The following is a 22,085-nucleotide window of genomic DNA, read 5'->3' as shown; positions in this document are numbered from 1 at the left end:
CCCTCTTTCCGCTTTGTTCTGACAAGATTTTACCACAGCCTGTGGTAAAATGCCAGCAAGTCGAGTGTACAAAACGGTAACGGCAGGTTGCTCTGCCGGGAAAGGACAATGATCTCATGTGCGGAATTGCGGGATTCATCGCCGGGCAGGGCGCGGCCGATGCCGGGGCGCTTGCCCCCATGCTGGCGCGCATCGCCCACCGCGGCCCGGACGGTCAGGGCACCTTTGTGGAGGGGCCTGCCGCCCTTGGCCACTGCCGGCTGGCGATCATCGACCTTGCGGGCGGTGCCCAGCCGCTGTACAGCGAGGACAAAAATCTGGTCATCGTTTTCAACGGCGAGATTTACAACTACAAGGCTCTGACCGCCGAGCTGACGGCGCTGGGCCACTGCTTTGCGACCCGCACCGACACCGAGGTCCTGCTGCACGGATGGGAGCAGTGGGGCCGCGAGCTTTTGCCCCGGCTGCGCGGCATGTTTGCCTTTGCGCTGTGGGACCGCCGGGCCGGGACGCTGTTCTGTGCGCGGGACATGTTCGGCATCAAGCCGCTGTACTACTGCCGCTGTGCGGACGGCACGCTGCTGTTTGCCAGCGAGATCAAGGCATTTCTGGATCACCCGTCCTTTGAAAAGCGGCTGAACGCGGCGCAGCTGCCGCTCTACTTATCCTGCCAGTATTCGCCGGGGCGGGACACCTTTTTTGCCGGGGTGGAGAAGCTGCTGCCCGGGCATTTTCTTATCTTCTCTGACGGCATCGTGCGCACAACGCGGTGGGTGCAGCCCGCCTTTCTGCCCGGGGAGACGCCGGTCCCGCCGTCCGAGCTGGAGGCTGTTCTGCAGGACAGCACCGCCGCCCACAAGATCGCTGATGTCGAGGTCGCAGGCTTTCTGTCCGGCGGGGTGGATTCCGCCTACATAACGGCGCTGGCGCGCCCCGGCCGCACCTACACGATCAGCTACGCCGAGCCGCGCTATGACGAGTCCTTCCCCGCCCGGACGCTGGCGCGCAGCCTCGGCGTGCGCAACCGGGTGCGGCGCATCAGCCCCGGGGAGTTCTGGGACGCCGTGCCCGCCGTGCAGTACCACATGGACGAGCCGCTGGCCGATGCCGCCGCCGTGGCGCTCTACTTCCTGAACCGCGAGGCCGCGCGGGAGGTCAAGGTCTGCCTGTCGGGCGAGGGCGCAGATGAGCTGTTCGGCGGGTACAACATCTACCGCGACCCCTTTACCGCACAGTGGTACAACCGTCTGCCGCCCTGGCTGCGCGGCGGTCTGGGCGCGGCGGCCGGGCTGCTGCCGCCCGGGCCGGGGGTGAATTTTCTGGTGCGGCGCGGCTGCCCGCTGGAGGAGCGGTATTTTGGCCCCACCGCCCTGATGACCGAGCGGGAAAAGCGCCGCCTGCTGGCCGACTATGAGGGGGACGGCGACCCGATGTTCCTGACGGAGGCCCTGTGGGACAGCACCGAGGGGCTGGACCCGGTGAGCCGGATGCAGCAGGTGGACATAAACCTCTGGCTGGCCGGGGACATCCTGCTCAAGGCGGACAAAATGAGCATGGCCCACAGCCTTGAGCTGCGGGTGCCGTTTCTGGACAAGGAGGTGTTTGCCCTGGCCGCCGCCCTGCCCGCCGCCGCCAAGGCCGATGCCCGCATGACGAAGATTGCCCTGCGGCAGGCGGCTGCACGCACACTGCCCCCGGCCAGCGCCGCCCGCAAAAAGCTGGGCTTTCCTGTGCCGGTGCGGGACTGGCTGCGGCAGGAGCCCTACACCAGCCGGGTGCGCGCCGCCTTTGCCCGCCCGGCGGCCGCGCAGTTCTTTCGGCCGCAGGTGCTGCATAGTATGTTAAACCGGCACCTGCACGGCGGCGACTGCTGGCGGCAGATCTGGTGCGTCTACAGTTTTCTGATCTGGTATGAGCAATTTTTTGGAGCGTGATGCCGAATGGATCTGCGCCGCCTTATCCGGGATACCGGCTGCCGGCTTTTGCGGGGGGATGCCCTGACCGAGATCACCTGCGTCTGCTGCGACTCCCGCAGTGCGGAACCGGGGGCGCTTTTTGTCTGCCTGCCCGGCCGCCACACCGACGGCAGCGTCTACGCCGCACAGGCCGCCGCAGCCGGGGCGGCGGCCGTGCTGTGCGCACCGGGCTATGCCGGGAGCGATCTGCCCGACCGCTGTGCCGTTTTGCAGGCAGACGACCCGCGCCGCATGATGGCCGTGCTTTCGGCGCGGCTGTACGGCGACCCCGGCGGGCGGATGACGCTGGTGGGCATTACCGGCACCAAGGGCAAGACGACCACCGCCCACCTGCTGGCGGCCATCCTGCAGGCGGACGGACGGCGGGTGGGGCTGATCGGCACAAACGGTGCCTGCTGGCCGGGGCACCGCCACGATCTGAACCACACCACGCCCGAGAGCTGTGACCTGCAGGCGCTGCTGCGCCGGATGGCCGATGACGGCTGCGACACCTGCATCATGGAGGTGTCCAGCCTCGGGCTGAAGGCCGACCGGGTCGCGGGGCTGGCGTTCGCCGTCGGCATCTTTACGAATTTTTCCCCCGACCACATCGGTCCCGGGGAGCATGCGGATCTGGCGGAGTATCTGCACTGGAAGGCGGCGCTCTTTCCGCACTGCGCGGCCGGAGTTTTCAACAATGACGATGCGTGGGTGGGGAAAATCCAGCAGGGTGCGCCCTGCCGCGCCGTGACCTACGGCATAGACCACCCGGCCGATCTGCGCGCGGACGCCGACATCACACTGACCCGCACCGGCGGACGGCTGGGGGCAGCCTTCATGGTGGACGGCGTGCCGTACACAGTGGGCATGCCCGGGGCGTTCAGCGTTTACAACGCGCTGGCGGCGCTGGCGGCGGCGCGGCTGCTCGGCGCCGGGGAGCAGGCTGTCCGCCGGGGGCTGGCCGAGGCGGTCGTGCGCGGCCGGGTCGAGCCTGCCGCAGTCGGCGCGCCGTTCACGGTGCTGATCGACTACGCCCACAACGAGGCCGCCGCCGAGAGCCTGCTGCGCACACTGCGGGCCTACAAGCCCGCGCGGCTGATTGCCGTGTTCGGCTGCGGCGGCGACCGCAGCCGGCTGCGCCGGTTCGGGATGGGCAGCGTCTGCGCGCGGCTGGCGGATTTCTGCGTCATCACCGAGGATAACAGCCGCACCGAGCCTGTTGAGCAGATCCTGGCCGACATCCGCGCGGGGCTGCGCTTAGGCAACCCGGCCACACCGTTTGCGGAAATACCGGACCGGCGGCAGGCGATTTATTACGCCCTCGACCACGCCCAGCCCGGGGATATTATTGCGATTTTAGGCAAGGGCCACGAAACAACCATAGAACGCAACGGGGTAAAGGAGCCGTTTGTGGAAATGGAGATCGTGGAGGAGTATTGGGAGGTGAAGAAGATATAAAGGCAAGGTTGCAAAGCCGGAGGGGCTTTACCCGTTCACGGGCGCTTGTAGGGCGGCCAGCCCTCTGGCCGCCGCGGAGGGGTCAAGGCCCCTCCCTGCAAATCTACCGCAAAAGGGGTTGCAACGGCAAAGTTACGGGCCGGGCATGCCCGGCCCCTACCGCACAGCAAAAAAACACCCCTGCGCCGTCCCAAAACGGCGCAGGGGTGTTGCCTATCCTTGTAAAATCAGACCAGCTTATACAGCCGGCCGCTGAACGGGGCCAGCGTCACCTTCAGCGTACCGTCGCACGCCTTGCCGGCAGCCCGCTTCGGCTTTTCGGTCTTGCCGCCGAAGCACTGCCAGTCGGTGTCCAAAAGCAGGGTCAGCTTGCCGGCGCGGGGCAGGGTCAGGGTGTAATCCTCCAGCGCGGTATCGCCAAAGTTGAACGCAGCCAGCACAGCCCCCTCGTTCCCCTCGCGCCAGATGGCACAGGCGTCCAGCTCGGGGTGGGCGCAGTCAAGCCACTGGAACGCTGCCGGGTCGTACTCGCGGCTCCAGAAGGCCTCGTTTTTGCAGTAGGCCTCGTTCAGCGCTTTGCGGTAGCGGTGGAAATCATCGTGGTTGGGGTACTGCAGCACCATCCAGTCCTGCTCGCGGCTTTCATTAAATTCACGCAGCTGCGCAAATTCGTTGCCCATAAAGTCGAGCATCTTGCCGGGGTGGATTGCCATATACAGATACAGCGCCCGCGCCTGCGGGAACTTGCCCTCGTAGTCGCCGTACATCTTCTGTACGATGGTCGCCTTGCCGTGGACATTCTCGTCATGGCTGAACGGCAGGATGTAATGCTCGTTCCATGCATACATCATCGAGAAGGTCAGCTTGCCAAGGTTTTCCCGGCGCTCCTCGCTGGTCTTTTTAAAGTAGTCCAGCGTGTCGTTCATCCAGCCGAGATCCCACTTGTAGTCAAAGCCGAGGCCGCCGTACTCCACAGGGGCAGTGACCTTCGGGAAGCTGGTCGAGTCCTCGGCAATCAAGATCGCTGTGGGGTGGCGCTGCTGGAGCCCCTGATTCATGCCCTTCAAAAATTCCAGCGTTGAGCCGTTCACGCCGCGGTTGGGGTCGCCCTGCCAGTAGATCAGGCGGGACACCGCGTCCATGCGCAGGCCGTCCGCGTGGAACACCCGCAGCCAGTAATCGGCGCAGGACTGGATAAAGCAGCGGATCTCCCCGCGGGAGTGCATAAAGTTGCAGCTGCCCCACTCGCTCTGGCCCACGGCGGCGGCCGGGTACTCATACAGCGGTGTACCGTCAAATTCCTTCAGGCCGTAGGCATCCACGGCAAAATGCACCGGCACAAAGTCGAGGATGACGCCGATGTCCTGCTTGTGGCAGGCATTGACAAATTCGGCCAGCTCGTCCGGCGTGCCGTAGCGGCTGGTCGGCGCAAAAAAGCCGGTGATCTGGTAGCCCCAGCTGCCGTCAAACGGATGCTCAGCCAGCGGCATCAGCTCAATATGGGTGAAGCCGTTCTCCTTACAGTAGGCGGGCAGCAGCTCGGCCAGCTCGGCATAGGTGTACCAGCTGCCGTCCTCCTTCTGCCGCCAGCTTCCGGCGTGGACCTCATAGATATTCATCGGCTTATCAAAGCATTTGGTGCGGCTCTGCATCCATTTGTCATCGCTGAAGCCCTTGGGCGTATCGGTGATGATGCTGCGGCCGTCGGGGCGCAGCGTCATGGCGGTGCCGTAGGGGTCGCAGTGGGCCACGGTCTGGCCGTTTGCGCCGCGCACCCAATACTGGTAGACCATGCCCGCGTTGACGCCGGGGGCATCGCACTCCCACACACCGGGCTGGGTGCGGTGCATGTCAAAGGTGCCGGCCTCGGTCTCGACCGCGATATGCTGGGCGGACGGTGCCCACAGCGCAAAATGTGTGCCGCCGAAGTAGGTGTGCGCCCCGAAAAATTCATACGCATCAAAGGCGTGCCCGGTGTAGAAATCCTGCATGTTCATGATGAAAGTCTCCTGCTAAGAAGTCATGTATAATTCTATAACGCAGTAGGGGCGGGGTTTTACTCCGCCCGTGCCCACTCGCGGCAGCTGTACCGTTGCCGGGCGGAGCAGAGCCCCGCCCCTACGTTCTCAATTTTTCTCTAAAAAAATTGTACCACACCCAAAGGTGTGGTACAACCTACAATATTGAACACGGTGTCTAAAATTAGATTTTCAGCAGCGTCCGTGCGATGTTGAAATAGACGAGCAGCGTCGTGGTATCGACAATGGTGGTGATGAGCGGCGATGCCATGACGGCGGGGTCCATCTTGAGCTTCTCGGCAACGACCGGCAGCAGACCGCCGATCAGCTGGGAGAGGATGACCGTGCAGAGCAGTGTCAGGCAGACGACCGCTGCAACCGGGGGCAGGATGCCGTCCAGAAAGATGAGCTTTGCAAAGTTGCAGAGCGCCAGCGTACCGCCGCAGAGGATCGCCACGCGGAACTCACGCCACAGGATCTTGGGCAGGTCGTGCGGCTCAATGTCGCCGACCGCCATGCCGCGGATGATGGTGGAGGTACTCTGGCTGCCCGCGTTGCCGCCCGCGTCGGTCAGCATCGGAATGTAGGCGGTCAGCACCGTCACGGCGGCGAGGGCATCCTCATACCCGCGGATGACCATGCTGGAGAAGGTGGACGAGATCATCAGGAACAACAGCCACGGCGCACGGCTTTTGTACAGATCCAGCATAGACTGTTTAAAATACGGCTTGTCGGACGGGCCGATAGCGTTCATCTTGGCGATATCCTCGCTGGCCTCGTCCTGCATGATCGAGATAGCATCGTCGATCGTGACGATACCGACCAGACGCTTCTCGTTGTCCACAACAGGAATAGCCAGATAGCCGTACTTCTCGAACATCTGGGAGACATCTTCCTGATCGGTCGTGGTGTTGACGCTGACCACATTGTCATCCATCATGTCGCGGATCAGCTCATTGTCCGGGTCCTTGGAGAGGACGAGTGCGCGCAGGGAGACGACGCCGATCAGCGTGCGGTCGCGGTCGGTGACATAGCAGTTGTTGATGGTCTCCTTGTCAAAGCCGTTCTTGCGGATGGCGCTCATCGCCTGCGCCACCGTCCAGTCGGGGCGCAGCTCCATCAGCTCGGTGGTCATGACGCCGCCGGCGGAGTCCTCGGGATATTTAAGCAGTTCGTTGATCATGCGGCGGGTCGCAGGATCGGCCTGACCCAGAATACGCTTGACTACATTGGCAGGCATTTCCTCGACAAGATCCGTCGCATCATCGACGAACAAATCATCTACAACGGCCTTCAATTCCTTATCGGTCAGGCCGTCGATCAGGTTTTGCTGGGTTTCGGTCGTCAGTTCGGCAAAGATCTCGGCCGCCAGATCCTTGGGACACAGGCGGAACAGCACCGGGAGCTTCTCCGGCGGGAGATCCTCAAACACGGCGGCCAGATCGGGCGCGGGCAGGGTGGACATAACATCGCGCAGGCTCTGGTACTTTTTGGCATCATCCAGATTGGCGAGCATGGCGCGCAGGGTTGCGATCGTGGTGTCGGACATAAAAAAGCTGCCTCCTTTTCAGGCGGCAGCCGAGCACATTTAATTTTAGGCAATGCAAAGCACAGCAATACCGTGCGTTACTTTTAACGCGCAGTTTGCCTCAGGTTGCCCGGTATAAACATGGTGGCTGCCTTATTCAAGATACATCGGTACACAGGACTGGGACTGGGGGTATCCATTGCAACAACCACCTCACCTTTGTTTGAATTTTTACAAAGCGGTGCTATTCGCACCTATACTTACTTTACCATCTGGCACGGCATTAGTCAACGGTAAATTTCGGTAATTTGCGCAAAAAAACAAAAAAGCCGACCTCCGGTAAGCTGTAGGGGTCGATGCAAGCATCCGCCCCTACAACCTGCCGGAGGTCGGCAGTTTTTATTTCACAGCAAAGCTTACGCCATCAGTTCCTTGACGGTGGCGGCCAGCTCTTCGTCCTTGCAGGCGGGGAAGAAATACTCGGCGAAGTGCTCACCGGCGAAGGCGCCCTTGACGAGATCGCGGTCGAGGTCCTTCAAGATGTCGGACAGGTCGCGGAACGCAACGGCGCGCACGCCGTCCAGAATCTTCTTGTTGCGCTGCTCGGGCACAACGCGCTCCTTCGGGTAGCCCTGACCGTGGCCGAAGCCGAACAGCTTCTCAAAGATGTACTCAAGGTTCAGCTCGCCGCCCCAGCCGAAGCCCTTGGCAAAGGGCAGCGCCACGGCATTGCCGTCGTTGACATGGGCGAAGGTGTAGGCGTCCACGGGATCCTCGACATGGCCGCAGATCACACCGGGGAAGCTGTTCAGTGCCAGCATGGCACCCTCGCCGGTGCCGCAGCCGGTGATGACATAGTCGGCTGCGCCGGAGTTGAGCAGCACAGCGGCCAGAATACCGTTCTGGACATAGGTCAGCTGGGCGGCATCGTCGGCGGCATACATGCCGTAGTTGACGACCTCATGGCCCATCGGCTCCACGACCTTGCGCAGCGTGGATTCGATCAGTGCGTTCTTAGCAGCCTGGCTATTCTCATTGATCAAAGCGATTTTCATAATTTTTTCTCCCTTTATCGTTGTATATCAGCGGACAAGCTGACGGAAATATGTGGTATTGATGCTCTTGTCGTTCTTGGCCATCTTGGCAATGCAGCCATCCAGCGTGCGGGCCACATCGTCAAGGCTGCGCCAGTCGGCAGCCTGAGGCTTGACCTCCTCCTCGAGCCAGAGGGCCACATCGGTGTGGGAGCAGGCGCCCTCGATGAGGTAGGCGCCCGGGCGGGCGGCCTGAGTCTGCGGCTCGTAGCCATCGGCGCTGCCCAGCATCGTCATAACGAACTCGCCCTTGCGGTTGCGCCCACCCACGATGAGCCGGACGCCCACCGGCTGCACCTGCACGGTGGCGGCCTTCTCACGCAGGATCTTGACGACCTTTTCCAGCGTCAGGTACTGGGTCTGGTACTCGTCCACGGCATTGATGATCTGTACGGCGGCCAGCGTATCGCCCGCAAAGCCGACCACCACATTGCGGTTGATCTTGCGGACCTTGGGCAGGTCGTTTTTGATGACATGGGGTGTATCGCCGGTGATAGGCTCCTCGACAAAGCGGCCATCGCTGACCATGGCGCAGAAGCCGTCACCGCACACTGCTAAAATCGCACTCATTGCTTTTCGTCCTTTGCTGTTTAATGATAAGGCTATTGTAGCACGAAATTTGCGCGGGTGCAATGGGCTTGACTTAACCTGTGGTGTGCGGTATAATAATAACAGAAAAGGCGCTGCGACAAGCGGTTGGCCCGATCAAAATGGGATTTAGGAAAACCTAAGAACCGTCACTTTGCCGAGTGGCGGTTCTTGCTTTTTACGACTAAACTTAATGTGATGGTCTTGCGGCCAACATAAAAAGTAAATGTAAATCGCATGGTCTCACCTCCTTTCGGGGGTGGGGCCAACCGCCTGCCGTTGTGTGCAGCGCCTTACCGCCTGTTGAAACAGGCGGCTTTTGTATTATAACAGGGTTTTCGACGGTATGCAAGAAATTTTGCGGCGATTCGCCGGACGCTGCGGGCGGATATGGAATCCGCCCCTACGGTGTAGGGGGCGATGCTCGTCATCGCCCCGGAAGCGTTGTGACCGCCGCCATGTGCCGCGGGCGAACAATGTTCGCCCCTACAGCACCCCTTTTGAATTGCATTGTAGGGAGGGGTCTTGACCCCTCCGCGGGCCGATGCAAGCATCGGCCTCTACAGAAACGGCCCGCCGGGATTTTTTTCCCAGCGGGCCGTTTTTCTTTAGTTATTCTTGTAATAATTGATGAGGCAGCCGTCCGCCAGGATCTGCCGCTCGGCATCGGTCATAGCGCCGAGGCTGACCGTAAAGCGAACTACGCCGCCGTCTGGCTTTACGGCGATGGCAGTCAACTCGTCATCGGCATTCAGCAGCGCCTTGCGCACACCGGGCAGGTAGACGTAATCGCCGTTGGCCAGCACGTTGGGCGTATCCAGCAGGAACGGCAGCATGCCCCAGTTGATGCAGTTGGAGCGGTAGCGCTTGGTGGCGTACTCGCAGGCAAAGTTGGCTGCGCCGCCCAGCACACGCTGGCAGCTGGCGGCCTGCTCGCGGGCGGAACCATCACCGGGCTTGTTGGCGAAGATGGCCGAGCCGATGTTGGTATTTGCCGCATCGGGCGTGTAGCCCAGCTTCTTCAAATCATCGTAGACACGCGCGATCTCAGCGGGCAGAGCGCCTGCGCGGCGCTCGGCGTCCAGCGCCTTGACGGCCTTGGCGTTCGGCACATAGGCCGGATCCTTGCGGGAGAGGGTGAACTCCGCCAGACGCAGCGGGTTCGACCGGAAGGACGACGTCTCGCCCGAGGGGATCAGCTCATCGGTCGTGGTGACAGGGTCGGTGATATAGCTGACGATCTTGACAAGCAGATCCTCGGTCAGGGCGGGCTGTTCGGGCCAGTCCTTGATGTTCGGGCCGAATTTCAGCGCGTAGTCCGGCTCGGGGCGGCCCCAGCCGTTGTAGACGCGCTTGTCGTAGACGCCCTGCTCAAAGTGGTATTCGGGCAGGGTGTACTCTGCATCGGTCAGCTCACTGGCAGCGGTCAGGTAGCCGCCGTTGGCTGCGGTGGCCGCAATGGAGCGGGCGTCCATCAGCGCCACAGCGCTGATCTGACCCTCGCCGGGCTTCGAGCCCTCGCGGTTGGGGAAGTTGCGGGTCGTGTGGCGGATCGAGAATTCGCCGTTGGCGGGGGTATCGCCCGCGCCGAAGCAGGGGCCGCAGAAGCACTCTCGGAAGATGCCGCCGGCCGAGACAATATCGGCCACTGCGCCGTTTTTGACCAGCTCCAGATAGGTCGGCATACTGTCGGGGTAGACGCTGAGCTTAAACTCGCCGTTGCCGCAGCTCTTGCCGCGGATAATATCCGCGACCGCGCAGATATTCTCATAGGTGCCGCCGGAGCAGCCGGCCACAACACCCTGATCCACATAGATGCGGCCATCGTCGCAGATCTTGCCGACCAAGTCCATCTCGACCTTGCCGCCCAGCTGCTTATTGGCCTGATCCTGAGCAGCCTGCAAAATCTCTTTCGCGTTGGCTTTCAGTTCGCGGATCGGGTAAGCGTAGCTCGGGTGCATCGGCAGGGCGATCATGCACTCAACGGTGGAGAGATCCAGCTCAATGCAGCCGTCATAGTAGGCCACATCGGCGGGCTTCAGTTCCTTATAGGCCTCGGGGCGGTTGTGCTGCTCAAAATACTGCTTCGTGGTATCGTCTGTCTGCCAGATGGAGGACCAGCAGGTCGTCTCGGTCGTCATGACATCAATGCCGTTGCGGTAATCAGCGCTAAGATTGGCAACGCCGGGGCCGACAAACTCCATGACCTTGTTCTTCACATAGCCGTTGGCGTAGGTGGCGGCCACCAGCGCCAGCGCGACATCATGGGGGCCGACACCGGGGTTGGGCTTGCCGGTCAGGTAGATGGCGATCACGCCGGGGTAGGCCATATCGTAGGTGCGGCCGACCATCTGCTTGACCAGCTCGCCGCCGCCCTCGCCGACGGCCATCGTCCCCAGCGCGCCGTAGCGGGTGTGGGAGTCAGAGCCGAGGATCATCCGCCCGCAGCCGGACATCATTTCCCGGTTATAGCTGTGGATGACCGCCATATTCGGCGGGACATAAATGCCGCCGTACTTGTGCGCGGCGGACAGGGCAAACTGGTGGTCGTCCTCGTTGATGGTACCGCCGACAGCGCAAAGGCTGTTATGGCAGTTCGTCATGACATAGGGCAGCGGAAATTCCTTCATGCCGGAGGCGCGGGCCGTCTGGATGATGCCGACATAGGTGATGTCGTGGCTGGTCATCGAGTCGAATTTCATGCGCAGATCCTGCATGGAATCGCTTGTGTTATGGGCTTTCAGGATGCCGTAGGCGATGGTCCCTTTTTTGGCTTCGGCCTCGGTCACGCCCGCCGGGGCCGTGGTCTGGGGGACGCCGTTTACAAGATAAACGCCATGGTCGTGCAGTTTCATGGGAGAACCCTCCGTATTATATGTATCGCAAAAGCCTTCCCCTTAGGGGGAAGGTGGCGCGAAGCGCCGGATGAGGGGCAAGCCTGCCATATTTCCCGTTTACGGATTCTTGCCGGAAGGTCTGCCCTCATCAGTCGGCTTCGCCGACAGCTTCCCCCCGAGGGGGAAGCCTTTTAGGTTACAGTCGTGCAATAACCGCCTGCGTAAACTCCTTCGTCCCTGCAGTGCCGCCGATATCCGCGGTCACAACCTTGCCCTCGGCGACCTGGGCCAGGATGGCGGCGTTCAGGCGGGCGGCCTTTTCCGTCTCGCCAAGGTCGTTGAGCATCATCGCAAAGGCCATCAGGATCGCACTGGGGTTGGCCTTGTCCTGCCCGGCAATGTCGGGCGCAGAGCCGTGGACGGCCTCGTAAATGCGCGTGTTATCGCCGATGTTGGCGCTGGGCGCAAAGCCCAGACCGCCCACAAGCCCCGCGCAGAGGTCGCTGATAATATCGCCGTAGAGGTTCGGGGCCACCAATACATCGAACTGCTCCGGCTTCTGCACCAGCTTCATGCAGAGCGCATCAATGATGCAGTCATCGGCGGTGATTTCGGGATAGTGGGACGCCACCTCGCGGAAGGTGCGCAGGAACAGGCCGTCCGTCAGCTTCATGATGTTGGCCTTATGCACGGCCGTGACCTTTTTGCGGCCGTTTTTGCGGGCATAGTCAAAGGCAAAGCGGCAGATCCTTTCGCACGCAGGGCGGGTGATGAGCTTGACGCCGTTGGCCATCTCATCGTTGACCATATACTCGATGCCCTTGTACAGATCCTCGGTGTTCTCGCGCACGATGACGAGGTCGACATTGTCAAAGCGGGTGGGTACGCCCGGCAGCGTGTGCACAGGGCGCAGGTTGGCGTAGGTGGAAAAGCGCTGGCGCAGCTGCACATTGATGCTGCGGAAGCCCTTGCCGATGGGGGTAGCCGTGGGGCCCTTGAGCGCCCAGCCGCAGGCCTCGATGGCGTCCAGCGCGCCGGGGGCGATCAGCTCGCCGCTCTCGGCGGCATACTCGGCACCGGCGGCATATTCCTGCCACTCGATGCCGGTGTCCAGCGCGGCGGAGACGGCGCGCACACTCTCGGCGATTTCACGGCCGATGCCGTCGCCCGGAATCAGAACTGCTTTCATAAAAATACTTTCCCCTTTCCCTGTGTTTCTTACAATATACATAATAGTAACCGGTTTGGGGGCGGTTGTCAATGCGCATTTTTACACATTTCGCGGCAATCTGCCCACCAGCTTAATTATTTAAAGTGCCAACTTGGCAATTTTGCAAAATTTTTAAGTTTTCCTTGACGAAAGCGCCAATATACTATAAAATCAATCTATCAGGCGCTTGGTGTAAGGGAAGGCCCGCAGGGGTATGCGTCTGTATAAAAATGCAAAGCGTATAGAGAGAGGGGTATCTGCGATGTATTACCCGGACGTCCCGGCTTTGGAGCCGGATGAGTTGAACCTGCTCTGCAATGAATATTTAGAGCATAACGCCACGCTGGACCCGCATCTGGCGGATCAGATGGGCGTCAAGCGTGGCCTGCGCAATCTGGACGGCACCGGCGTACTGGCCGGCATCACGAATGTGTCCAACGTCATTGGCTATGACAAGCGCCCGGACGGCACCATCGCGCCCATCCCGGGTCGGCTGGTCTACCGCGGCATCGACATCGACACGCTGGCCGCCGCAGCCGATGCCCACGACCGCTTCATGTTTGAGGAGGTTATCTGGCTGCTGCTGTTCGGCTCTCTGCCCACGCAGGAGCAGTACGCCAAGTTCCGCAAGCTGCTGGAGCATCACCGTGAGCTGCCGCAGGGCTTTGCCGACGACATGATCTTAAACTCGCCGTCCCCCAACCTGATGAACAAGATAGCGCGGAGCGTGCTGGCCATGTACAGCTACGATGAGCACGCCGAGGACAACAGCCTGCCCAACATCCTGCGCCAGAGCATCAACCTGATCGCCGAGCTGCCCACGATGATGGTCAACGCCTACCAGATCAAGCGCCGCGTCTACGACCGCAATAGCATGTACTTCCACCTGCCCACCGAGGGACAGAGCACGGCCGAACATATCCTGTCCACCTACCGTGCCGACCAGAAATTCACCCATGAGGAGGCGCGGCTGCTCGACCTTTGCCTGCTGGTCCACGCCGACCACGGCGGCGGTAACTGCTCGACCTTCACCTGCCGCGTGCTGTCCAGCTCCGGCACCGACACCTACGCAGCCATCTCGGCGGCCATCGGCGCGCTGAAAGGCCCCAAGCACGGCGGCGCCAACCTGAAGGTCATGCACCAGCTGGACTATATTTTGGAAAATGTGGAGGACCCCACCAACGACGACGAGGTGCGGGAGTTCTTGCGCAAGATCCTCCGCAAAGAGCGCGGCGATGGCAGCGGCTTAATTTACGGCATGGGCCACGCGGTTTACACATTGAGCGACCCGCGTGCCCAGATTCTCAAGACCCACGCCAAGAGCCTTGCCTATAAAAAAGGCTATGATGAGGAATACGAGATGCTGTGCAGCATCGAGCGGCTGGCCCCGCAGGTCTTTGCCGAGGAAAAGCACGGCCCCAAAAAGGTCTGCGCCAATGTGGACCTGTTCAGCGGCCTGATCTACCGCATGCTGGGCATCAGCGAGGATCTGTACACCCCGCTGTTCGCCATTGCCCGTGTGCCGGGCTGGTGCGCCCACCGCGTGGAGGAGGTCGAGTTTGCCAACCGCATCATCCGCCCCGCCTACCAGTATGTCGGCAAACCGCAGGAGTATGTGGCGCTGGAGGAGAGATAAGATTGCCATTTCCCCGGTGCAAGTGTGCACCGGGATTTTTTTGTTCGCCGCAGTTGTCGGGGCCGGGCATGCCCGGCCCGGGGCCTACCCGACATTGCCCTTTTATGTTTTACATGTAGGGGAGGGATTTATCCCTTCCGGGAACGCCGCGAATGCTGCAAAGCCCCTCAGGCCTCGCAAGCTCGGCCAGCTCCCCGCAAAGCGAGGAGCCTTTCTGGCGGCCTTTGGCCGCAAAGAGCCTCCTCACGTAAGTGGGGAGGTGACCGAGCGAAGCGAAGGTCGGAGGGGCTTTGCCCGTTTCCCGCCAGAAGCACGCCCCCCAAAATTCCCTTGCATTCCTCCGCTGTTTTTGGTATAGTATTTTCTGTTTTTATTCGATAAGGAGATATTTACCCATGTCCGAACATGCCAATACAAGGGAAAAGCGCCTTGCTGCGCTCGCGGTGGCGGTGGTCGTGCTGGTGACGGTGCTGCTCATCGTGGAGACCTTCCGCCTGCTGCTGCCCGGCCTGTGGAGCGCGTTTTCCGCCGGGGACGAGCAGGCCCTCAGCGCCTATCTGACGAGTCAGGGGCGGCTGCGCAGCTTTCTGACGCTGTGGTTTCTGGCCGTTGTGCAGGTGCTTTCCCTCGTCATTCCCGCCATGCCGGTACAGCTGGCGGCGGGCCTTGCCTATGGGCCGTGGCTCGGCTTTGTGACGAGCTTTTCCGCCTCGGCCGTTGCCAACCTCACCGTCTTTCTCGCCGCGCGGCGGCTGGCACCGGTCATCCGCCGCCTGACCGCCGACAATGCCAAGGCCACCAAGCTGCTGAACAGCGTGCGCAGCAGCAAAGACCCGTGGTTCTACACGATCCTTGCGTTCATCACACCGGGTCTGCCCAACGGCATCATCCCCTACGCCGCCGCCAACGCAGGCATGCGGCCGAAGCATTTTATCGCCGCCATCTTTATCAGCCTGCCCTTTCCCACCCTGCTGACCTGCGCCGCAGGCAGTTTTATTCTGGAGGGGAACTGGCTGTTCACGGTTCTTGTCGGCGTGGTTCTGTTCAGCTTTGTGGGTGTTCTGTTCTTCAACCGCACAAGGCTCATCGCACACGCGCACGACCTCAAAAACAGGCATACCAAAAAGGCCGAGGCATAAAGCCTCGGCTTTTTTAAGGCTTCCCCTGAGGGGGAAGGCAAATATCATTTTTTACTCTCCCACTGTGCCACCAACGGCGCAGCCACGGCAGAGAGTGCCTCGCGCGCATTGGTGATGGCGGCGACATCGGCCGGGGTCAGGCGGTCGGCCTTTTTGTGCCGCAGCACACGCTCCAGCACGCGCTCGGCTTCTTTTATTTTGCTGCGGGTCGCGCGGTCCAGCGCCTTGCCGGCCTTGCTGCCCAGCGCCGTGTTCACACGGTAGAGCGCAGCCTCCCCAGCGTTCAGCGCCTCCAAGGCAGCCTTGCGCTCTCTGTCCTGCCCGGCAAAGGCGGCGGCGTCCCGCATGGCGCGGGTGATCTCGGCCTCGCTCAGATTGGAGGTGCCCGAGATCGTGATGCTCTGCTCCTTGCCGGTGTCCATATCCCGCGCCCGGACCATCACAATACCGTTGGCGTCAATGTCAAAGGTCACCTCAATCTTCGGCACGCCCGCCCACGCCCGCTTGATGCCCCGCAGCGTAAAGGTGCCCAGCAGCTTGTTGTCCCGGGCAAACTCACGCTCGCCCTGCAGGACCTTGATCTCCACGGTATTCTGGAACGGTGCCGCGGTGGTAAACACCTTGCTGAACCGTGTCGGGATCGTGGAGTTCCGCTCGATCAAATGCGTTGCCACGCCGCCGACGGTTTCAATCGAGAGGGTCAGCGGGGTCACATCCATCAGCAGCAGGCCCTCGCCGGGGCCGGTCAGGGCCACGCCGCCCAGACGCCCCGCCTGCACGGCGGCGCCCAGCGCCACACACTCGTCCGGATTCAGTGAGCGCGATGGTTCCAGCCCGGTCATCCGCATGACCTTGGCCTGCACGGCCGGGATGCGGGTCGAGCCGCCGACCAGCAACACCTGATCCAGATCACTTGCGGAGAGGCGGGCATCGCTCAGGGCATTGCGCACCGGCAGCGCCGTCCGCTCGATGAGATCGGCGCACAGCTCCTCAAACTTGGCGCGGGTCAGCGTCAGCTGCAGATGCAGCGCGCCCTGCGCCGTTGTGGTGAGGAACGGCAGGCTCAGCTCGGTCTGCTTGGCGCTGGAAAGCTCCTTTTTGGCCTTCTCGGCCTCCTCGCGCAGGCGCTGCATGGCCACGCGGTCCGTGGTCAGGTCCACGCCGTGGCTGGCCTTGCACTGCTCAGCCATCCAGTTTACGATCCGCTCATCAAAATCATCGCCGCCGAGGTAGTTGTCCCCGCAGGTGGAAAGCACCTGCACGATGCCGTCCCCGATGCGGATGAGCGATACATCAAAGGTGCCGCCGCCCAGATCGTAGACCATGACGGTCTGGGTGCGGCCGTTGTCCAGCCCGTAGGCCAGCGCGGCAGCGGTCGGTTCGTTGATGATACGGCGCACATTCAGCCCGGCGATGCGCCCGGCGTCCTTGGTGGCCTGCCGCTGGGCATCGTTGAAGTAGGCGGGCACCGTAATAACCGCCTCGGTCACGGCCTCGCCGAGGTAAGCCTCGGCGTCCGTCTTGAGTTTTTGCAGGATAAGGGCGCTCAGCTCCTGCGGCGTATAGCATTTGCCATCGATGGGCACGCGGGTCTCGCTGCCCATAAGCCGCTTTACGCTGGTCACGGTGCGCGGGGCGTTGGTCACGGCCTGACGCTTGGCAGGCTCGCCCACCAGCCGCTCCCCCGCCTTGGTGAAGGCCACAACAGAGGGCGTTGTGCGCTGGCCCTCGGCATTGGAGATGACGACCGGCTTGCCGCCCTCGACCACAGCCACACAGCTGTTTGTGGTCCCCAGATCAATTCCGATCATTTTTGCCATGGTGGTATTTGTCCTTTCAAAAAAGACAATTTTGATTCTTGCTTCTATTGTAGCGTTTGCCGCGCCGAAAAGTGTTGCGATTTCGTAAATAAATTGGGGCGAATTTTATAAACCTGCGGGGCTTCCCCCTCGGGGCTGCGCCCGCAGGCGCGTGTCGAAGCGCAACCGCCGGAGGCGGCTCTTAGCGCGGAGACTGAAGCTGTCAGCGGCCCCGCCCGCCGACTGATGAGGGCAAAGCTTGCTGCCACAACCCGTTCATGGTCTGTATCCAGAAAGCTTTCCCTCATCCGGCCCTGCGGGGCCACCTTCCCCCCAGGGGGAAGGCTAAGAAAATGTTGACGCACACGCCCCAACGTGCTATAGTTAGTTTAAAGCACTAAAGAGGAGGGCTTCTCATGGCACGCACCGCGACTGTGACCCGCAACACGCGGGAAACGCAGATTACGCTGACCCTTGCCTTGGACGGCACCGGCAAGACCGACCTGCACACCGGCATCGGCTTTTTTGACCATATGCTGGACGGCTTTGCCCGCCACGGCCTGTTTGATCTGAGCGTGACCTGCCACGGCGATCTGGATGTAGACTGCCACCACACGATCGAGGATATCGGCATTGCGCTGGGCACCGCCCTCAAGGAGGCGCTGGGCGACAAGGCCGGCCTTGTGCGGTACGGCAGCTGTATGCTGCCGATGGACGAGACGCTGGCGCTCTGCGCCGTGGATCTGGGCGGGCGGCCGTATTTCGTCTACGATGCCGCCTTTGCCGGGCAAAGCTGCGGCGGCATGGACACCCAGATGGCGCGGGAGTTCTTCTACGCCGTATCCTACAGCGCCATGATGAACCTGCACCTGAAGGTGCTGTACGGTGAGAACGACCACCACAAGCTGGAGGCCATGTTCAAAGCCTTTGCCAAAGCTCTGGACGCTGCTACCCGCAGGGACGCGCGGATCGACGGGGTTTTGTCGACAAAGGGGACATTATAATCCGCCTTACGGATTGTATCTATGTAGGGGCGGGGCTCTGCTCCGCCCGGCAGCCTTGCGCGGTATCCTTTTTCCGGGAATGTATCGCGCATGGCAAACGGCCACGGGCGGAGCAGAGCCCCGCCCCTACGTTCACAATACGATGTAAGGCGTGATTTTATTTCTAAAATGGAGGGAAAGCAGTATGTACAAGGACATCATCGACACCATCGGCTATGTGGAAAAGGTCGACCCAGAACTGGGCGCGGCCATGGACCGTGAGCTGGGCCGCCAGCGCCAGAACATTGAGCTGATCGCCAGCGAGAACATCGTCTCCCCCGCCGTGATGGCGGCCATGGGCAGCGTGCTGACCAACAAGTACGCGGAAGGCTACCCCGGCCATCGCTACTACGGCGGCTGCCAGTTTGTGGACGAGGTCGAGCAGATCGCCATCGACCGCGCCTGCAAGCTGTTCGGCGCCAAGTACGCCAATGTCCAGCCCCACTCCGGCGCACAGGCCAACCTCGCCGTCTACTTTGCGCTGCTGAACGTGGGCGATACCGTCATGGGCATGGACCTGTCTCAGGGCGGCCATCTGACCCACGGCTCCCCCGTGAATATGAGCGGCAAAAACTATAACTTCGTCTCCTACGGCGTCTCGGCCGAGGACGGCCGCATTGATTACGCCGCGCTGGCCAAGCAGGTGGCGAAGGTCCGCCCCAAGCTGATCGTGGCCGGTGCGTCCGCCTACCCGCGCGCCATCGACTTTGAGAAGCTGGCCGAGATCGCCCACGGCTACGGTGCCATGCTGATGGTCGATATGGCCCACATTGCCGGTCTGGTCGCAGGCGGTCAGCACCAGAGCCCTGTGCCCTACGCCGATGTCGTGACCACCACGACCCACAAGACGCTGCGCGGCCCCCGCGGCGGCCTGATCCTGACGAACAACGAGTACCTGATCAAGCGGATCAACTCCGCCATCTTCCCCGGCACGCAGGGCGGTCCGCTGGAGCATGTCATCGCCGCAAAGGCCGTCTGCTTCGGCGAGGCACTGAAGCCTGAGTTCAAGGAGTATGCCCGCAAGATCGTTGAAAATGCGAAGGCACTGGAGGCCGAGCTGACGGCCCGCGGCGTGAAGCTGGTTTCCGGCGGCACCGACAACCATCTGCTGCTGATCGACCTGACTGATGAGGACTGCACCGGCAAGGAGCTGGAGCATAATCTTGACGAGGTACACATCACCGCCAACAAGAACACCGTCCCCGGTGAGAAGCGCAGCCCGTTTGTGACGAGCGGCGTGCGCATCGGCACCCCCGCCGTGACGACCCGCGGCATGGGTGTTGAGGAGATGAAGATCATCGCCGACTGCATCGCGGACTGCATCTTTGACTTTGCCGCCAAGAAGGACGACATTGCCAAGCGCGTTGCCGATTTGACCGCGAAGTTCCCGCTGTACGAGTGATTCTGAGCAATAAATAAACCGTCCCGCCGAGGTGTGAACCCCGGCGGGATTTTTTTGTGGGTGGTTTGGGCAAGGCTGCAAAGCCCCTCAGGTTTCTGCGCGGGCTTCGCCCGCGGGAAGCCTCCTCGCTTTGCGGGGAGGTGGCCGAGCGAAGCGAAGGTCGGAGGGGCTTTACCCGTTGCCGGGTGCGCAAAGCCACGCCCTTGCCAGCGCCTGTGCCACGGCCTGCACATCCTCCTCCCGCAGTGCGGAATAACCCGCAACCACGGTATCGGGCCGGCACAGCTCCGGCCGGGCCAGATAATACTCGCTCAGGCCGCGCAGCCGCACGCCCTGCCGGGCCGCTGCCTCGACCATGGCGCGCTCGCCGCCCGCGCCGGGCAGCGTCAGCAGAAAGTGCAGCCCGCTGTGTACGCCGTCCAGCTCTGCGCCGGGCAGCGCGGCCCGCAGCGCCGCCGCGAACGCCTCCATCCGGCGCTTGTAGGCAAGGCGCATCCGGGCGAGATGCCGCGTGAAGTAGCCCCCCGCCATGAACTCGCAGAGGGTCTGCTGCTCAAACCGGCTGACCGTGTTGGCGTAGGTGGCAAAATCGCGCCGGTAGCGCGCCAGCAGGCTTTGGGGCAGCACCATGCAGGCGATGCGGATGCCCGGCGCAAGGCTCTTGGAAAAGGTCGTCAGGTAGACGACCGGGCCGTTGGGGCCTGCCATGCCCTGCAGGCTGGGCAGCGGCCGCGTATCAAAACGGAACTCCGAGTCGTAGTCATCCTCCAATATATACCGCCCGGGCCTGGCCGCCGCCCACGCCAAAAGCTGTGCGCGGCGGGGGGCGGGCATCGTGACGCCGGTCGGGAAATGATGGCTCGGCGTCAGGTAGCAGAGGTTTGCGCCGCTTTTTTCCAGCGCATCGGCAGGCAGACCCTCGCGGTCGATGTCCACCAGCGTGCAGGGGATGCCGCTGTTCTGCAAGACCGTCCGCGTGCGGGAGTAGCCGGGGTTCTCGATGGCCGCCATGCCGTCCCCGAACAGATGTGCAAGGCAGCCGAGCAGATACTCGATGCCGGCGCCCACCACGATCTGCTCCGGGGTACACTCGACACCGCGGTAGCTTGACAGATACGCCGCAATCTGCGCGCGCAGCGGGGCATCACCCTGCATCTCGCCGCGCTGCAAAAGCTCGGGCCGCTGGTAGAGCAGCTCCTTCTGGATGCGCCCCCAGCTGCGCGCCGGAAAAAGCGCCGTGTCCACGCTGCCGGTCGAAAGATCGTACAGCGGCGCAGGCTCGGCCGGGGCGGCAGCGGCGGGCGTGGCGGCGGCGCGGCGCACCCGGCTGTGCAGCATGCCGTAGGTCTTTTGCACATAAAAGCCGCTGCGCGGGCGCGGCTCGGCCAGCCCCTCGGCGGCCAGCATCTGGTAAGCGGCATCCACCGTGTTGACGCTGACCCCCTGCTGGGCGGCCATCGTGCGGCGGCCCGGCAGCGGGGTGCCGGGCGCGCGCTGCCCGGTGCGGATCTCATCGGCCAGGGCGGCATACAGCTGCTCATACAGGGGGGTCTTTGTGCCCGGGTCCAGTTCTATCATGGCAAGCCCTTTCTTCTGGCCCCATAAAAAAGTTTAAAACTGGGCATTTATTCAGAGCCAGAAATCAGTATAATAAAAACATACCTTCCCGGAAGGAAAATGTCAATAGAGGAGTAAGGAATCATGTCTACCGCAATGATCTGGCTGCTGCTGTTTATCGTAGTGGCTCTGGCACTGCTCATCGCAGCGCTGACAAAAACCAAATTCACCGTGCAGAAGATCAGCATCATCGGCATCATGGCCGCGCTGAGCTTTGTCGCGTATGAGTTTTTCCGCATCCCGAATGTGCTGGGCACCGGGTCCAGCTTTCATCTGGGCAACACCTTCACGGCGCTGACCGCCCTGCTGCTGGACGGCGTTTCCGGCGGTCTGGCCGGTGCCATCGGTCTGGCACTGGCCGACATTATGGCCGGTGACCCGGGCTATGCCGTCACAACCTTTATTTTGAAATTCATCATCGGTCTGGTCTGCGGCGGCGTGGCGCACAGGGTCATCCACCTGCGCAGCTTCCCGACCGACAGCAAGCTCAAGTACATCGGCGCGGTCACGGCCTCTGCGTTCAGCGGCCTGCTGGTCAATGTCTTTACCGACCCGTTCATCGGCTACTTCCGCAACCGCTATATCTTCGGCCAGCCTGCCGAGTTTGTCAGCGTTGTGACCAAGATCTCCAGCGGCGTCACCCTTGTCAACTCGCTGCTGTCCACCGTCTGCGCCGTGCTGCTCTATCTGGCACTGCGCCCCGCGCTGGAAAAGGCACACCTGCTGCCGAAGGAATGATTCTCCCAAAGCCTTCCCCCTGG

15 protein-coding genes are annotated in these 22,085 nt (G+C 62.0%); 7 read left to right on the top strand and 8 right to left on the bottom strand.

Going from position 1 to position 22,085, the window contains the following annotated elements:
* The first annotated feature begins 116 nt into the window (after positions 1-116).
* Together asnB and OGM67_13110 are read left to right on the top strand one after the other, a co-directional pair.
* Positions 117-1,934, top strand: coding sequence for an asparagine synthase (glutamine-hydrolyzing) (gene asnB / locus OGM67_13115; GenBank protein ID UYJ34484.1), 1,818 nt, complete (start codon positions 117-119; stop codon positions 1,932-1,934).
* A gap of 6 nt (positions 1,935-1,940) precedes the next feature.
* Positions 1,941-3,413: a UDP-N-acetylmuramoyl-L-alanyl-D-glutamate--2,6-diaminopimelate ligase gene (locus tag OGM67_13110; protein UYJ34483.1), complete on the top strand. Its 1,473-nt coding sequence runs from the start codon at positions 1,941-1,943 to the stop codon at positions 3,411-3,413.
* Between the two features lie 227 nt (positions 3,414-3,640).
* Here the strand turns inward: OGM67_13110 and glgB are convergent, their stop codons facing one another.
* From glgB to OGM67_13080, 6 genes are all read right to left on the bottom strand, one after another.
* On the bottom strand, positions 3,641-5,410 hold the full coding sequence (glgB, locus tag OGM67_13105) for a 1,4-alpha-glucan branching protein GlgB (GenBank protein UYJ34482.1): 1,770 nt from the start codon (positions 5,408-5,410) through the stop codon (positions 3,641-3,643).
* Between the two features lie 205 nt (positions 5,411-5,615).
* Complete coding sequence (mgtE, locus tag OGM67_13100; protein ID UYJ34481.1) at positions 5,616-6,980, bottom strand: magnesium transporter; 1,365 nt, start codon at positions 6,978-6,980, stop codon at positions 5,616-5,618.
* Between the two features lie 395 nt (positions 6,981-7,375).
* Positions 7,376-8,014 carry an RpiB/LacA/LacB family sugar-phosphate isomerase gene (locus tag OGM67_13095; GenBank protein UYJ34480.1) on the bottom strand — a complete coding sequence of 213 codons (639 nt, stop codon included), beginning with the start codon at positions 8,012-8,014 and terminating at the stop codon, positions 7,376-7,378.
* 27 nt (positions 8,015-8,041) lie between these two features.
* A complete protein-coding gene (locus tag OGM67_13090) occupies positions 8,042-8,623 on the bottom strand; it encodes a hypothetical protein (protein ID UYJ34479.1) in 582 nt (193 codons plus the stop codon).
* Between the two features lie 626 nt (positions 8,624-9,249).
* Complete coding sequence (locus tag OGM67_13085; protein UYJ34478.1) at positions 9,250-11,496, bottom strand: hydratase; 2,247 nt, start codon at positions 11,494-11,496, stop codon at positions 9,250-9,252.
* 178 nt (positions 11,497-11,674) lie between these two features.
* A complete protein-coding gene (locus OGM67_13080; protein ID UYJ34477.1) occupies positions 11,675-12,667 on the bottom strand; it encodes an isocitrate/isopropylmalate dehydrogenase family protein in 993 nt (330 codons plus the stop codon).
* A 283-nt stretch (positions 12,668-12,950) separates the two neighbouring features.
* On the opposite strand from OGM67_13080, the gene OGM67_13075 reads away from it, so the two are divergent.
* Together OGM67_13075 and OGM67_13070 are read left to right on the top strand one after the other, a co-directional pair.
* Positions 12,951-14,324 (top strand): citrate synthase, encoded by a 1,374-nt coding sequence (locus OGM67_13075; GenBank protein ID UYJ34476.1) that lies wholly within the window; start codon positions 12,951-12,953, stop codon positions 14,322-14,324.
* Positions 14,325-14,719: 395 nt separating this feature from the next.
* Positions 14,720-15,463, top strand: coding sequence for a VTT domain-containing protein (locus tag OGM67_13070; GenBank protein ID UYJ34475.1), 744 nt, complete (start codon positions 14,720-14,722; stop codon positions 15,461-15,463).
* A gap of 44 nt (positions 15,464-15,507) precedes the next feature.
* Here the strand turns inward: OGM67_13070 and dnaK are convergent, their stop codons facing one another.
* Positions 15,508-17,283 carry a molecular chaperone DnaK gene (gene dnaK, locus OGM67_13065; protein UYJ34474.1) on the bottom strand — a complete coding sequence of 592 codons (1,776 nt, stop codon included), beginning with the start codon at positions 17,281-17,283 and terminating at the stop codon, positions 15,508-15,510.
* A 395-nt stretch (positions 17,284-17,678) separates the two neighbouring features.
* Here dnaK and hisB point away from each other — a divergent pair, with 395 nt between their 5' ends.
* Together hisB and OGM67_13055 are read left to right on the top strand one after the other, a co-directional pair.
* The gene (hisB, locus tag OGM67_13060) at positions 17,679-18,266 is read left to right on the top strand and encodes an imidazoleglycerol-phosphate dehydratase HisB (GenBank protein UYJ34473.1); all 588 of its coding nucleotides are present in this window, start codon (positions 17,679-17,681) and stop codon (positions 18,264-18,266) included.
* A 208-nt stretch (positions 18,267-18,474) separates the two neighbouring features.
* Entirely contained in the window at positions 18,475-19,707 is a 1,233-nt protein-coding gene (locus tag OGM67_13055; protein UYJ36239.1) for a serine hydroxymethyltransferase, read from the top strand.
* Positions 19,708-19,878: 171 nt separating this feature from the next.
* Here OGM67_13055 and OGM67_13050 read toward each other — a convergent pair whose 3' ends face one another.
* On the bottom strand, positions 19,879-21,285 hold the full coding sequence (locus OGM67_13050) for a PLP-dependent aminotransferase family protein (GenBank protein ID UYJ34472.1): 1,407 nt from the start codon (positions 21,283-21,285) through the stop codon (positions 19,879-19,881).
* 123 nt (positions 21,286-21,408) lie between these two features.
* Here OGM67_13050 and OGM67_13045 point away from each other — a divergent pair, with 123 nt between their 5' ends.
* Positions 21,409-22,062, top strand: coding sequence for an ECF transporter S component (locus tag OGM67_13045; protein UYJ34471.1), 654 nt, complete (start codon positions 21,409-21,411; stop codon positions 22,060-22,062).
* Positions 22,063-22,085: the final 23 nt, after the last annotated feature.

The organism is Oscillospiraceae bacterium (assembly GCA_025757985.1).
In the GTDB taxonomy this organism is placed as follows: Bacteria; Bacillota; Clostridia; order Oscillospirales; family Ruminococcaceae; genus Gemmiger.
Note: the sequence above shows the minus strand (reverse complement) of the source record. Positions and strands in the feature narration are given on the sequence as shown.

Bases quoted from the DNA above. Each gene is read 5' to 3' on its own strand.
- asnB (UYJ34484.1), top strand. From the start codon at position 117: ATGTGCGGAATTGCGGGATTCATCGCCGGGCAGGGCGCGGCCGATGCC.
- OGM67_13110 (UYJ34483.1), top strand. From the start codon at position 1,941: ATGGATCTGCGCCGCCTTATCCGGGATACCGGCTGCCGGCTTTTGCGG.
- glgB (UYJ34482.1), bottom strand. From the start codon at position 5,410: ATGAACATGCAGGATTTCTACACCGGGCACGCCTTTGATGCGTATGAA.
- mgtE (UYJ34481.1), bottom strand. From the start codon at position 6,980: ATGTCCGACACCACGATCGCAACCCTGCGCGCCATGCTCGCCAATCTG.
- OGM67_13095 (UYJ34480.1), bottom strand. From the start codon at position 8,014: ATGAAAATCGCTTTGATCAATGAGAATAGCCAGGCTGCTAAGAACGCA.
- OGM67_13090 (UYJ34479.1), bottom strand. From the start codon at position 8,623: ATGAGTGCGATTTTAGCAGTGTGCGGTGACGGCTTCTGCGCCATGGTC.
- OGM67_13085 (UYJ34478.1), bottom strand. From the start codon at position 11,496: ATGAAACTGCACGACCATGGCGTTTATCTTGTAAACGGCGTCCCCCAG.
- OGM67_13080 (UYJ34477.1), bottom strand. From the start codon at position 12,667: ATGAAAGCAGTTCTGATTCCGGGCGACGGCATCGGCCGTGAAATCGCC.
- OGM67_13075 (UYJ34476.1), top strand. From the start codon at position 12,951: ATGTATTACCCGGACGTCCCGGCTTTGGAGCCGGATGAGTTGAACCTG.
- OGM67_13070 (UYJ34475.1), top strand. From the start codon at position 14,720: ATGTCCGAACATGCCAATACAAGGGAAAAGCGCCTTGCTGCGCTCGCG.
- dnaK (UYJ34474.1), bottom strand. From the start codon at position 17,283: ATGGCAAAAATGATCGGAATTGATCTGGGGACCACAAACAGCTGTGTG.
- hisB (UYJ34473.1), top strand. From the start codon at position 17,679: ATGGCACGCACCGCGACTGTGACCCGCAACACGCGGGAAACGCAGATT.
- OGM67_13050 (UYJ34472.1), bottom strand. From the start codon at position 21,285: ATGATAGAACTGGACCCGGGCACAAAGACCCCCCTGTATGAGCAGCTG.
- OGM67_13045 (UYJ34471.1), top strand. From the start codon at position 21,409: ATGTCTACCGCAATGATCTGGCTGCTGCTGTTTATCGTAGTGGCTCTG.